At 29.4% G+C, this 13922-nt stretch carries 10 protein-coding genes and 1 pseudogene; 10 read left to right on the top strand and 1 reads right to left on the bottom strand.

All coding sequences use genetic code 11. The annotated features are described in order from the left end of the window. Positions 1-34: 34 nt before the first annotated feature. The 9 genes from H612_RS0108080 to H612_RS0108030 all read left to right on the top strand — a co-directional run bounded on the left by H612_RS0108080 (position 35) and on the right by H612_RS0108030 (position 10315). Entirely contained in the window at positions 35-463 is a 429-nt protein-coding gene (locus H612_RS0108080; protein WP_156882808.1) for a hypothetical protein, read from the top strand. Positions 464-1208: 745 nt separating this feature from the next. Then, a complete protein-coding gene (locus tag H612_RS10120) occupies positions 1209-1373 on the top strand; it encodes a hypothetical protein (RefSeq protein WP_027130978.1) in 165 nt (54 codons plus the stop codon). An 89-nt stretch (positions 1374-1462) separates the two neighbouring features. Continuing rightward, positions 1463-3154 (top strand): recombinase family protein, encoded by a 1692-nt coding sequence (locus H612_RS0108070; RefSeq protein ID WP_027130977.1) that lies wholly within the window; start codon positions 1463-1465, stop codon positions 3152-3154. A gap of 83 nt (positions 3155-3237) precedes the next feature. Then, entirely contained in the window at positions 3238-3384 is a 147-nt protein-coding gene (locus tag H612_RS10540) for a hypothetical protein (RefSeq protein WP_425402106.1), read from the top strand. Between the two features lie 589 nt (positions 3385-3973). Further along, positions 3974-5041 carry an ATP-binding protein gene (locus tag H612_RS0108050; RefSeq protein ID WP_027130976.1) on the top strand — a complete coding sequence of 356 codons (1068 nt, stop codon included), beginning with the start codon at positions 3974-3976 and terminating at the stop codon, positions 5039-5041. Continuing rightward, positions 5034-7268, top strand: a complete 2235-nt coding sequence (locus H612_RS0108045; protein ID WP_027130975.1) for a S8 family peptidase — start codon at positions 5034-5036, stop codon at positions 7266-7268. Before H612_RS0108050 ends, H612_RS0108045 begins: the two co-directional genes overlap by 8 nt. Before the next feature lie 28 nt (positions 7269-7296). Then, positions 7297-8004, top strand: a complete 708-nt coding sequence (locus H612_RS0108040; protein WP_027130974.1) for an SMODS-associated NUDIX domain-containing protein — start codon at positions 7297-7299, stop codon at positions 8002-8004. A gap of 17 nt (positions 8005-8021) precedes the next feature. Beyond that, entirely contained in the window at positions 8022-9485 is a 1464-nt protein-coding gene (locus tag H612_RS0108035; protein ID WP_027130973.1) for a nucleotidyltransferase, read from the top strand. Positions 9486-9490: 5 nt separating this feature from the next. Beyond that, positions 9491-10315: a hypothetical protein gene (locus tag H612_RS0108030; protein WP_027130972.1), complete on the top strand. Its 825-nt coding sequence runs from the start codon at positions 9491-9493 to the stop codon at positions 10313-10315. 13 nt (positions 10316-10328) lie between these two features. Here the strand turns inward: H612_RS0108030 and H612_RS09805 are convergent. Further along, positions 10329-10683, bottom strand: a pseudogene (locus tag H612_RS09805) (relaxase/mobilization nuclease domain-containing protein); the annotation flags it as partial. 1484 nt (positions 10684-12167) lie between these two features. On the opposite strand from H612_RS09805, the gene H612_RS0108020 reads away from it, so the two are divergent. Then, positions 12168-13922 (top strand): Cna B-type domain-containing protein (locus H612_RS0108020; RefSeq protein ID WP_027130971.1); only part of this gene is annotated, 1755 nt, incomplete at its 3' end.

Genomic DNA, 13922 nt, shown 5'->3' with positions numbered 1-13922 from the left:
TGATGTGGTATATAAATATTAAAATATAGTTAAATTGAGAGATATATTTTCAATAAATAAAAAATTGTACAAAAAAGATTATTTACAGTATAATGATACTGTGCAAAGAATACTATGGAAAGGCAGAAAAATTATGGAATATAAAAAAGAAAGCATAGGTGGATTTATTGCAAATGGTTATGATTCTGAGTTGATTACATTTAATCCAAACTTATCATGTCGATTTATAATATCAATCACAAATGAAGGAATATTTATTAAGAATAGCAATGAATTAGAACATAGCAGTATTCCTAAAGAGTATTTTAAATTTACAGGAAACATTTTAGATAAATTAACAGATGTAGTACGCTTTAAAATAATCAAAGGTGCTTATGCTCATGAATATGTCATTGAAGATTATATAGAAAATGAAAAATTTCCAGACATAATGGAATATATTAAATTATTTAAAGAATTTTAAGTTGTGGTATCAAATAAAAATCTATAAAGATCTAGAAGTAAATTAAAGAATTACGTAGAGTATTAGATTGACTTACAAAAAGAGAGTAAGGATTAAGTAGAAATTAAAGAAAGTTTAAGTTCCAAAAATGAGCTTAACTTTTTTATGAAAATAAAAATATCAAAGTGAAGGAATAGATAATGTGAAGAAATCAGTTAGAAAAAATAAAAAGAAAAAACAGGCATAAAAATAGTATATGCTAGGATTTTTTCAAAAAATTAATAAATCTGGTTACCAACAAGGATAAATTTTCACTCTAAAAGTGTAGGGGGGATTTATCCTTTTTGCTTTTTGAGGCAAAAGAAAAATCTATTTTACAGTTAATACACATCCTATATAGCGTAAAGCTAATTGTTCTTTGACAGCTGAATAGACCAAGGTAGGACTTTATCTGCTTATGGAGAATTATGACTTACGCCATGACCTTTCTGCTGAAAGTAATTTCGGTTTTATGAATACTGGATTAGCCAAGGACACAAGAAAGTGAGCGGTAAATAAGAATACATAAAAAACAGAGGTGGCAATCTGTTCGTTGAAATAAGCAGTGATAATGATACTTCAACAGTTTAAGCCGGCTCGTCTTAATAAGGGGCGGAGGTGAGATTCCTATGTTGTCAGCCAAGACACCTACCAATGTCATAAAACTTAGTAATGGAAGAAAGTATATATTGGTTATGAATAATTTGTTAGGAAAGGAGTGATGTCTGTGGATAGTGACTGGAATGGATTGGCTGATTTGATTGCAAATCTGATTACAAAGTATGCTGGTGTTTTAGAATTAGATGATCTGCCTGATCCAATACCAGTAAAGAATAATATGGAAAATAAAAATAGTTTTGGCATGGCAAAAATACAGATTGAGAAAAAGTAATAAAAGTGCTATAATATACTTGAAATATATGTCCAAACCATAATTGGTAAAAATATAAAGATATAGAAAAGGATATTGAGGTTAATGCTATGTCAAAAGAAAAAATAAAAGTATATCTCTATACAAGAGTATCTACATCAATACAGATAGACGGTTATTCTTTAGAGGCACAAAAATCAAGAATGAAGGCGTTTGCTCTCTATAATGATTATGAGATTGTTGGTGAATATGAAGATGCAGGTAAATCCGGAAAATCTATAGAAGGTAGAGTCCAGTTTACTCGTATGATGGAAGATATAAAATCTGGAAAGGATGGGGTATCTTTCGTTCTTGTATTTAAATTATCGAGATTTGCAAGAAATGCTGCTGATGTACTTTCGACTTTGCAAATAATGCAAGATTTTGGTGTAAATCTTATTTGTGTTGAAGATGGAATTGATTCGTCTAAAGAGGCAGGTAAATTGATGATTTCTGTTTTGTCTGCTGTTGCTGAAATTGAACGAGAAAACATTCGTGTTCAAACAATGGAAGGTCGCATTCAAAAGGCAAGAGAAGGAAAATGGAATGGAGGTTTTGCTCCGTATGGATATAAACTTGTCGATGGTAAGTTGCTAATCAATGAGGAAGAAGCAGTCGCAATAAGGACTATTTTTGATCAATATGTGAATACAACTATTGGTGCAAATGGGTTGTCAAAATATCTAGAAAATCATGGAATAAGAAAAATTCCAAGGCAAAATGGGAAAAATCCATTATTTGACGCGGGATTGATAAGGAAGATTCTTAAAAATCCTGTATATAATGGAAAAATTGCCTTTGGAAGAAGAACTTTAGAAAAAGTACATGGAACGAGAAATGAATATCGTCAGGTGGAACAAGACGATTATTTAGTGGCAGAAGGAATACATGCTCCTATTGTTTCAGATGAATTATGGCAAGCAGCTCAAGTTAAATTAAAATCACAAGCAAAAAAATACGAACATACCAATAAAGGAAAAGATGTTCGAACACATTTACTTACAGGAATAGTAAAATGTCCTGTTTGTGGTGCAGGAATGTTTGGCAACAAGTGTGTTAAATATAAAAAAGATGGAAGCAAATACAAAGACTTTTACTATTATGGTTGTAAACATAGATTGATGAATAGAGGTCATAAATGCACTTACAATAAACAAATCAGAGAAGAATTGTTAGATGATGCAGTTGCTGAGGTAATTATAAAGATAGTAAGCAATCCTAAGTTTGCCTCTATGATGCAAGAAAAGATCAACATGAAGGTGGATACATCTGAAATAGAAAAGGAAATAGATAATTATCAAAAAGAATTGCGAAAAAGCCATTCCACAAAATTTAAGCTTATTGAAGAAATAGATAATTTAGATGTTGATGATAAGCATTATAGACGAAGAAAACAAGATTTAGATGATAGGCTTTATCGTATGTATGACAAAATTGAAGAATTAGAATCATTGTTAATTGATGCGAAAGCAAAGAAACAAACTATTGAAGCCGAAAAGCTTACAGGAGATAATATATATAAGGTTCTGATTTATTTTGATAAACTCTACAAGGTAATGAATGATGTAGAGCGTAGACAGTTAATTACAGCCTTGATTTCTGAAATTCAAATTTACGAAGAAAAGCAACCGAATGGACAATGGCTAAAATCCATTGTTTTTAAGCTTCCTATCATTGATGAAGATTTAAATATAGGTTTGGACAATGATGAGCAAGTTGAGGCAATTGTGTTGCTTTCCAAACTTGATTCAAAGGGCATATAAGTGTAAAGTTTTGATTGATGAGATTGATATACACCTGACGAAAGACACAGCATCCAATATGAGCTTAACTTAGAGGATAAGACATGATTGAAGATATACCAATTAAAACGGAGAGTTTTGATTATGAAAACAAGGGAGAAAATGAAGCTCTAAGAAATATGAAAAATGAGATTGAGCTATCTTTCTTTGGTGATTTGGTCTGTGTCGACTTGGAAGATTTAAGAGAATAGGGACAGATAAAAGATGTTCAGGCAGAAAAAGATAATCTTGTAAATATTGTCGGAAATATCGTAGGAAAGGTCGATGTAGTTGAAAGAGAAAATAAAATGGATGTGACAAATTTCTCTGTTGTATCTAAAGATGATGATGGGAATAAGTTATATCATAAGGAGAAAAAAGTGATATTTCCAAAGACTTTAAGCAGGAATATTTTGTTAAGCTCTTAGGACAGATTAGAACTTTCGTTGATGATAACGACAAGGAACGTACTAACATCAGGATACTTTCTTCAAAACTGTTAAGGCAAAGGAGCAAATGAAAGATCAAGACAAAGATAAAAAGTCCATTTTAGGGCAAATTAAGGACTTTCAAAAAGAAGATAAGGAAAAGCCTAAAGAAAAGAAAGAAGCAAGAAAAGAAGCTGAGAGATAAATGTATAGTCGGTGTGGTTTTAGGGCTGCACTGGCTTCTTTTTAATTCATGAAGGAACACTAATATAACCTTTGATACAGAAATTAAAATTTTAATTTTTGTCCCAAAAGTATAGAAATATGTCCCAAACCATGATATAATAATAAAGAAAATAGGAGGTATGGTAATATGAAAAAACAAAATGTTTTGAATTTAATAAAATACCATGTGGAAAGAAATGAAAATTCTTTTAGAAATGAGGCGATAGGAATAGCAAGATATTTTGATAGCATTGGTGATTACCAATTATCTGAATATATTATGGGTTTAATATCTGAATCAAATTTATACTCCCCACAGAGTAGCGATTTTGAAAGTGAATTTTTAAAACAAGTAGAAACAAGAAATTTAGAGGCGTTAAATTTACCACTTGAAATAACAGAAGATATAAAAGGTATTATTAATGCCGTAAACCATAATGTTGGGATTAATAAATTTTTGTTCGAAGGATTACCAGGAAGTGGAAAAACAGAAGCAGCCAAAAATGTTGCAAGATTGTTAGATAGATCTCTTTTTAGAGTTGACTTCGAAAATTTGATAGATAGCAAGTTGGGGCAGACCAATAAAAACATTATAAAAGTCTTTAAAGAAATAAATATGATTCCAAATGCGAATAAGATAGTAGTTTTATTTGATGAAATTGATGTTATCGCTCTGGATAGAATTAATTCTAATGATATTAGAGAGATGGGGAGAGTAACATCTACAATTTTAAGAGAATTAGATAGATTAACAGATCTTAATAAAGAAATAGTGCTTATTGCAACTACTAACTTATATTCTAATTTTGATAAAGCACTAATTAGGAGATTTGATGCTGTTATTAATTTCAATAGGTATAGTGATGAGGATTTAATAGAAGTTGCTGAATATTATTTTTCTTCGTTTATCAAGAATTTTAAAGGAATATCAAAGGACACAAGATTATTTAAAAAGATATTGAAAACAGCAAAAAAAATACCTTATCCTGGAGAATTGAAAAACATTATAAAAACATCACTTGCATTTAGTGATGTTGGTTCTGAGTATGATTATTTGAAAAGATTATACAATAGCTTGATAGGGAATCTGGATCAAAAGGATATAAACCAGCTTCATGATGAAGGCTTCACTGTAAGAGAAATAGAAAAATTAAAAGGGGAGTCTAAAAGTGCTGTATCAAGAAAGTTAAAGAAGGAGGAAGTAGATAGTGAATAATGTCCTAGAATTAAAAGGGAAACGCTTTGTGCAAGCCAGTAAAAGTGGTATGCGTGGTGGTATAGCTATGAACGGGAAAATAGAAGTTAGTACAGAGCATTTATTAAGATTAAAATCTCAGCTAATCCAGATTAAAGAATTTTGGGATAAAGAAACAAAGCCATTCGAAGGGATTTTAGTTAGTGTTTATTACAATAAAATTGTTGCAAAAAGCAATAGAATTTCTGGTCTTTTTAAAGGGGCGGATTCTAATGATGCAATTGTTGGGGCAAAATTTAATAGAGATAAAAATAAACACATCATCACATATTTTCTTGATGAATATGAGTTAACTAAAAGCATAGAGTTGATTACAGATACTTCAAATATATTATCTCAAAAATTTGCAGGGAAGATTAATAAGAACATATTTGAAGATAAAAATATTGTTAATCCAGCAGTTTTTAAAGACCTTTCTGTAAGTATGTCTACATTCAAACAGGTGATTGCAGATGTATCGTATATTGATTCTTTTGAGGTAGAGTTACCTACAATGGATGTAAAGCAGAGTATTATAACTCTGTATGACGTAAGAAAAGATACAAAATTATTATTTGAAAGATTAGGGATAGATATTTTAAGTAGCAGAATTTTAGATAATCAAACGGTTTACTTAGATGAAAATCAGGTAGAAGTACTTTTTGAAAAAGCACCTTATCTTGTTTCAATGGCAACTGTTGATTTATCAAGTTTATCACCGGATGACTTTATCAATGAGTATCAGACAAAAATGGTAACTATACCATCTCCAACTATTGAACCGACAATTGGGGTGATAGATACTTTATTTGATGAAAGTGTTTATTTTAGTGACTGGGTTGAATATCATGATATGGTATCAAAAGATATACCAAAAAGTCCGAAGGATTATAATCATGGAACAGCGGTATCTTCAATTATTGTTGATGGTGCAAAATTAAATCCTTGGTTAGATGATGGTTGTGGAAGGTTTAAAGTTAGACATTTTGGAGTTGCTGTAGGTGCTGAATTTTCTTCTTTTTCAATAATAAAAAGAATAAAGAGCATTGTAGCAAATAATTCAGATATAAAAGTATGGAATATTTCACTTGGCAGTAACCAAGAAATTAATGATAACTTTATTTCTGCTGAAGCTGCAACATTAGATAAAATACAGTTTGAAAATAATGTGATATTTGTTGTGGCTGGAACAAATAAGCCGAGTGCAGATATAGTTAAAATAGGATCTCCTGCAGATTCCGTTAATAGCATAGTTGTAAATTCAGTTAGTAAGAATGGTCTATCCACTAAATATGCTCGTAAAGGATTAGTATTATCTTTTTTTGCAAAACCTGATGTAAGTTATTACGGCGGTAGTGAAGAAGAATACATTACAGTCTGTGAACCTTTAGGTGCTGCAAGTGTTGCTGGAACTTCATATGCTGCACCTTGGATTGCAAGAAAATTAGCTTATTTAATTGATATTTTAGGGTTCAATAGAGAAGTTGCAAAAGCCATGATTATTGATGCTGCAAGAGGTTGGGATGAAAAACCAACTCCTGAGGAAGTTGCTTTATATGGTCATGGAGTTGTACCCATTCATATAAATGATATTATTCAAACAAAAGATGATGAAATAAAATTTGTAGTATCAGATGTAAGTGAAAAGTGGAATACTTATAATTATCATTTTCCCGTTCCTTTGAAGGATAATAAGTATCCCTATATTGCAAAGGCTACGATGTGTTATTTTCCATTGTGTGATAGATTGCAAGGTGTGGACTATACAAATACGGAATTAAATTTGCATTTTGGTCGAATAGGAGATGATAAAAAAATCAAGGATATTAAGGGTGATAAACAGAATACAGAAGACACATTAGATGGAGAAAGAAATTATCTTCTGGAAGGTGAAGCCAGAAAGCAGTTTAGAAAATGGGATAATGTAAAGTATATAGCAGAGAGTGCTACAAAAAGAATGATACCAAAAGGCTCTTATCGAAATAAGAATTGGGGTATGGAAGTGAAGACAAATAACCGATTAGCTCCTCAAGATGGCGTAGGAGTTAGGTTTGGTGTTGTTGTAACACTCAAAGAAATGAATGGGGTTAATAGAATTGATGAATTTATCAGAAGTTGTACATTAAATGGTTGGTTAGTAAATGTAGTTGATGTTGTTAATAGAGTAGATATTCATCAAAAAGTGAATGAAGAGATTGAGTTTGAATAGGACTAATAGTGAAAGTGCAGGGAAATGAATGATAGAAAATATAGGAATTAATTTGATTAGTAGTGGAATTTGTTTTTTGATTGGTATATTTGTAGCTAATTATAGAAGAATAGGGTTGTTTGTGAAATCGCTGATATATTGGAATAAAGATATTAGGTTTAGCATTGCGTATCTATATAAAATAAAAATAGACAATAAATATCTTTTAATCAAAGGAAATAAAATAGAACAGTTGCAACCTGTAGGGGGAGTGTATAAAGTTTATAGCTCTTTTAATGTAATTGAAAGAAAACTGAATATTAACTTTGAAAATGAAAGAGGTTTTTATGAGGACGGTGATTTAAGATTTTGTACTAAAGGGAAAAATATTAATAAAGTATTAAAGTGGTTTAAAAGTAGAGAAAATAGAGAAGTAGCTGTATATAGAGAATTTTATGAAGAAATTGTAAAGAATAATATATTACCTATCAAAGTACTAAGTGATATGAGTATAGAATTTTTAAAACAAATAAAGCCTAAAATGACTTATTCTAAGCACTTTAAAAAGAATGAGATATTGTTATTTGATATTTATGAGATTCATTTAGCGGATAAATACAGAGAGATATTATGTAAATATATAAAAAAAGAAAATGATTTAATTAAACTTGTGGATAGAGAAGATATTGAAAAGGAATGTGTTGATATAAGTGGAAAATCATTTAAAATAGGAGAACATTCCCAATATATTATTTAAGAAAGGTAGGAGATAGAATGAGAGCGTTTTATATGTCTAAAGAGATAAAAGAGCTTATTGATGAAATTGATATTTCTGAGTCAAATTACGAAAAAGCATCAAACAGATATAAAGCAATTGCAACTTATATAAAAGAGACTGATTTAGCAAAATATAGTCCGGATATTTATCTACAAGGATCTATTAAGCTGGGAACAGCAATTAAACCTCTTACTGAAGATGGAGCGTATGATATAGATATTGTTTGTAATATGACTAAAAAAAGAAGGAATCACCAGACACAAAGAGAATTAAAAGATGAACTTGGGAAAGTAGTAAAAAATTATTCAATAAAACATAGCATGGAAAAGGTTCCAAAAGAAAGTAATAGGTGTTGGACATTAAATTATTTAGATGAATCAAATTTTCATATAGATATCTTACCTGCAGTTCCTTGGAATGATATGGAAGATGGAAATGTTGCAATTTCAGATAAAAGAAGTGATAACTATGATGATATAACATTTGACTGGGAAGTTAGTAACCCTAAAGGATACTCTAAGTGGTTTAAAAAACAAAGTGATTTTAAAACAATAAAAGAATCATATGCAGAACAATTTCATGCAAAGATAGAAGAAATTCCAGATTATAAAATAAAAACTCCATTACAAAGAATTGTACAATTGTTAAAGAGACATGCAGAAGTTATGTTTGCGGATGATATGGAATATAAACCGTCTTCTATTATAATCACAACCTTGGCTGCAAAAATTTATCCTGAATATACAACTGTTAGTAATGATTTTGAAACATTACTATTGAATGTGATTAGAAAGCTTTTAAATGGAGTTGAATATGAAAATGAAAATCCCTGTATCTATAATCCGGTTAATAGAAAAGAAAAATTATCTTTGAAATGGGATAGAAATAGACAATATTTTGAAAATTTTTTGAAATGGTATGATCAACTTAAGGTTGATTTTAGCGTGGATAATGAAGCATTGCCTTTAAATGAGAGTTTGTTTTATATACAAAGAAGTTTGCACAAAAATAGTAACGAAATTGGAATTTCATTAAATTCTTTAAGTCATCATCAAAAACCTAAATGGAAATTGTCGAGTATTGCTAAGACTGATGTAGAGATAAAAGCATATTATAGTTGGCGTAGTTTCAGATTTAAGCGAATAAAAAGCGGTGAAGCTTTGAATAAAAAAGGAAAACTTAGATTTGAAGTTAAGGCACTCAATATAAAAGGATATGATATATACTGGCAAATAACCAATACTGGTTATGAAGCAATAAATGCAAATTGCTTAAGAGGAGACTTTTATAATTCTGAGCTTGAACAAGGAAAAAGAATAAGAACAGAGGAAACTTGCTATACAGGGAGACATTATGTTGAGGCGTATTTAGTAAAAAATGATATTTGTTATGGGAAAAGTAAACCTTTTGAAGTTAATATAATTGATGGTATTTTCAATGCCAAGCAATTAGGAAAGTGATGATTATGGCTGATAAAATTATACAATGGTTAATAGGTTTACTTAAGGCAATACCAGAGGATATTATTAAAACACTGATATTAGGGTTTGTAATTTTAATTCTAAGAATGCTTGTTGACAAAGTTAAATTTTTAAACTCTAAAGTTAGAAATATCATAGTAAAGATATTTACTACAAATATAGAAATATCTACTAAAACTTCTTTTATAGAATCCCCTGATTATCCTTATATTGCAAAAATAAAAAAGAAATTTGCAGGGGATAGCAATTCGAGTAATAATGATATTTGGGAGATAATTATTATAGGAACAGTTATTGCTTCTATAATTGTTAATTTTTTTAAAGAATATGTCGAGTATATATCTTTGTTCTTAAAGTGGTTTGGGCTTATACCTTTAATATTATCGATTACATTTCTATTTATCATATCTTTTAGCAAGGAGGTTCAAAAAGTTACTGTTAAATTTATTATTGTTTCAACAATTGTTTCCACACTAACATTATATTATGGATTTAATATTAAGGAAATGTCGGTAACAATGAGTCCGTCAATAGCGGATGCAATAAAATTTTTTATATCAGTATATAAAATTTTAGGTGTATCTATAGGAGTAATTCAACAAATGCTATCTTATATATTATTATTGCGTGTAGTAAGTGTTTATATTGATAGAAAAAACAAAAAGGCAGTACAATCGATTCGCAAATTTATTGCTAAAACGAAACAATTTGAATCGGTTTATTTCCTTGTATTTTCAGTAATATTGTTTTCGATTTTGTCATATTTATTGACATTAGATGCTGTTATTGAATTTTTATTGAGACAGTAAAAACTTTAGAAAATTATCTCTCCATCTCCTCATCCATATAAATTTCATAATTTTGTATCTTATAAAGTTCGTCCATAGTAGATTTTGAGGAAGAATACTCTTGCATTAGGGTATTCTTTTTTTCTTGTAATTTATCAAGCTCAGATAAAATATCCTTTGAATTTGGGAGCTTGGAATAGAATTTTTTAAGCTCTGAAAGGGCAGTTTTATATAGCGTAATTTATGATTTATACTCGGAGTAGAATGCCTTGTCAGACGGATTAGCCTTATATTCCTTGGTATTTTTTAACGGTATGAATTTGCTTCATAGTTGTAGAAAGCTCTTGTATTTCTTTGTCAATAGTCTTGATTTTATCCTGTAAATTTTGCCATATCTAAACACGATTAGAGAAGCAGACCAAATTATTGTTATGGATAAGGGGTTGTTCTTGCTGCGGGAAGCCATGTTGAGGCAATCGTGTTGCTTTGTAAACTTGATTCAAAGGGCATATAAGTGTAAAGTTTCCGATTGATGAGATTGATATTACATGTGCTGAGAGTAAGGAAATTTATGAACAAATCAAAGAGTCTGCTAACTAAATAAATTTGACTTGAAAGTTTCAACGCTATATACAGCCTAGATAAAAAGAAAATATGGAATAAAATTAGGAGAGTATTTATAATAAATCTAAAAAAATAAGCAAGTTATTCCATAGTGTATACTTAAAAAATAAGAAGCTGTCATGGATGCTTTAAGATACTTTAAAGTGATTTAGTAGGAATTGAGAGTATTTATAAGTTAAAAGAAAATGTCTCTAAAAGTCAAAAAATTTAATTTCAGAAGTAAAAGATCTTGACCTCAGAAGTAAGGGAAATAAACTTGGAACATTTCAAAATGTCTTTTTAAAGGACAAAAAGATATAGGAGAATTACAAATAAAAATTCCAGGAGAGCTTGATAACTGCATTGAGAGGTTATCAACATATCTTAAAAGTACCGGAAAGACATATAAAGATCATGAGGTAATAATCCTTTCTTGGTTCCATAAGGATAAGAAAAGTAAGAAAATATCGAGTAGTCCTACATGGGAGGAAAATAGATAATGCTAAACTCAAACAACCTAAAAATAAATTAACAAAAACAGGATTAATAAATTCAGATGAATGTATAAGGGAATTAGTAATTTTAGGAATATAAGTAATTCTAATGTTTATTAGACGTAAAAGATATAATAAACTATATAATTTGTTTTACATTATAATATTTTAGGTTAGTTTTTTTATTTTATAAAACAATAATTATTTCAAAGTTGTTTCATATTGGGATGATAAAGTTTTCTAGTCGGGTGGGATTAATACAAAGAATTATAACAGAAAATAGTGAATACAATTATGTATTAATTATTTTTGTAACTTTTATTAAAAGAGGGTGAACCTTCCAAAAATAAAAATTTATTGCTATTGTATTATGAAGAAAAGATTGAACTATTAAGGTAATGCTTATAGAAGTAATATTTTATAGATAGTAATTATTATTTTAAATTTATACAAAATCTAAAGTTAACATTATGAAAAGATATTTTTGTGTGCCAGTTTAATTTTTATTGTGTTTAATATGATTCATATTAATATTTATATTTATAATAGCTGTAATGTAATAAATTTAGTTGGAGGGTATGGTACAAAATTTTAGAAGAGGAGGTGATTAATGGGAGTGTATATGATAAAAGATATGAAAATTTTTATTAATTACACATTGATAAAAATTAATATTGTAGAAACTAGGGAAATACTAAAACTAAATTACATATTTTTTATACTTTTCTAAAAATTATGTAAGGAAATTTTATAGAAAAAAGAGAGGAAAACAAGTTTTGGAACAAACAAGTTATATTAGAAAGCATAAATATTTTGGAATAAAAAAATATGATATAAAGAAATTTTCATCAATAGTGTTGGCTCTATTGATGTTTCTTACTTCTGTGTTAGGAGCATTTCCTAATAAAGTTTATGCACAGAGTAATATTATTAGAGAACTTACGGTTAATAAAACTGAAATCATGCAGGGGCAAAGTTTTACAGTAAGTGTAAAATTTGGTGGTTCTGGGACAAAGGTAGTAGAAGGACAGACAGAAGAAATTAACTTTGCTCTAGGGAATACAAAAATAGATTTACCAAGGACACCGATAGAATTAAGAAATAGTTCTGGAAATATTCTTGGAGAGGTTACATTTTCTGATAATAAAGCAATAATGAAATTTAACAAATTAGCTGCCAGTTTAGATGATATTGAAGGTGGTTTTGATTTTTACGTTACTGGATATTGGGCAAAAGATCTAAATACACCAGGTGAAGGAAGTATAGACATAAGTTACAGTGGTGGGACTAAAAGGGTTAAATTTATAAATAAGGAATCTGGAACTGCAACTGATAATATTTACAGTAAAAAAGGAGTGTGGAGTCGATATCATCAAGATGGTAATAGACTTGATTGGGTCTTTACATTCAATGCAGCACATAAAAGAACAGAAACTGATACTACATTTTCAGTTGAAGATACTTTAGACAATACCATGGAATGGGATACAGATGAAAATAATAAAAATCAGTATAGAGTTGAAGTCTATGGTAAATGGGTTAACTTAGAGCAAGCTAAACAAATGAAAATAGGTATTGAATTTAACGGCAAGAAATTAAAAATCAATGTACCTTCATATATATTTTTAGATAATCAGTGGGTAAGACCTTTAGATGGAAAAGAATTAACGATAAGACTTACTGCAAAAGTAACAGAAGAAACTATGAACAATAAATCCATCAAGTATGTGAGCAATGAGTCTAAAACTAATGTAACTGGAGTTGATTGGGAAATTGACCCAAAAGAAACAAAAGATTCTGTTGAAATCATGCGTTCTGGTGGTTGGGCAACAGGAACTAAACCTGGAGAATTAAAAATTATAAAAAAACTTCAAAATAAAGATATACCAATAAAAGGTGTTGAATTTATTTTGGAAAGAGAAGATAAACAAGATATAGAAGTAAGAGAAGAAAGTGGATATGTAAATAAAGGGAAATCAATTGTTTTAACTACAAATGATGAAGGAATTGCAAATATTAAGGGGTTAAGAGCTGTTAAATATGTTTTAAAAGAAAGCAAAGCTCCAGAATGGATTGCATTCGACGTAAATCAACCAATAACAAAAACCTTTGAAGTAAAAGAAAGTGATTCAGAAGGAACAGAATTAACAATTGAAAACAATAAGAAAACTATAAATATTGAAGTGGAAAAAATCTGGAAAGATGCTAATGGACAAATAATAACATCTCCAGAAAATATTAAAGTTCAACTGTATAGAGATGGAGAAAAGGTTGGACCAGAAGTTGAGTTATCTTCTAATAAGACGAAACACATATGGAAAAACTTGGATATTTCGGATGATAGTGGAAAACTATATAATTATGAAGTAAAAGAATTAGATTCAAACAAGAGTGCTGTTAATCAAAGTGGTAGTATTAAAATTAATCAGAGGTCGTATGAAGTAAGTTATGATGGGAACATGAAAGATGGCTTTACAATAACAAATAAAGAAAAGACACCGTGGACACCAATGATACCACCAACAAGAGAT

Origin of the sequence: Gemella cuniculi DSM 15828 (assembly GCF_000425665.1) — a bacterium.
GTDB classification, from domain to species: domain Bacteria; phylum Bacillota; class Bacilli; order Staphylococcales; family Gemellaceae; genus Gemella; species Gemella cuniculi.
This window is presented reverse-complemented; position numbering and strand designations above follow the sequence as displayed.

Bases quoted from the DNA above. Each gene is read 5' to 3' on its own strand.
- H612_RS0108070 (WP_027130977.1), top strand. From the start codon at position 1,463: ATGTCAAAAGAAAAAATAAAAGTATATCTCTATACAAGAGTATCTACA.
- H612_RS10540 (WP_425402106.1), top strand. From the start codon at position 3,238: ATGATTGAAGATATACCAATTAAAACGGAGAGTTTTGATTATGAAAAC.
- H612_RS0108050 (WP_027130976.1), top strand. From the start codon at position 3,974: ATGAAAAAACAAAATGTTTTGAATTTAATAAAATACCATGTGGAAAGA.
- H612_RS0108040 (WP_027130974.1), top strand. From the start codon at position 7,297: ATGATAGAAAATATAGGAATTAATTTGATTAGTAGTGGAATTTGTTTT.
- H612_RS0108035 (WP_027130973.1), top strand. From the start codon at position 8,022: ATGAGAGCGTTTTATATGTCTAAAGAGATAAAAGAGCTTATTGATGAA.
- H612_RS0108030 (WP_027130972.1), top strand. From the start codon at position 9,491: ATGGCTGATAAAATTATACAATGGTTAATAGGTTTACTTAAGGCAATA.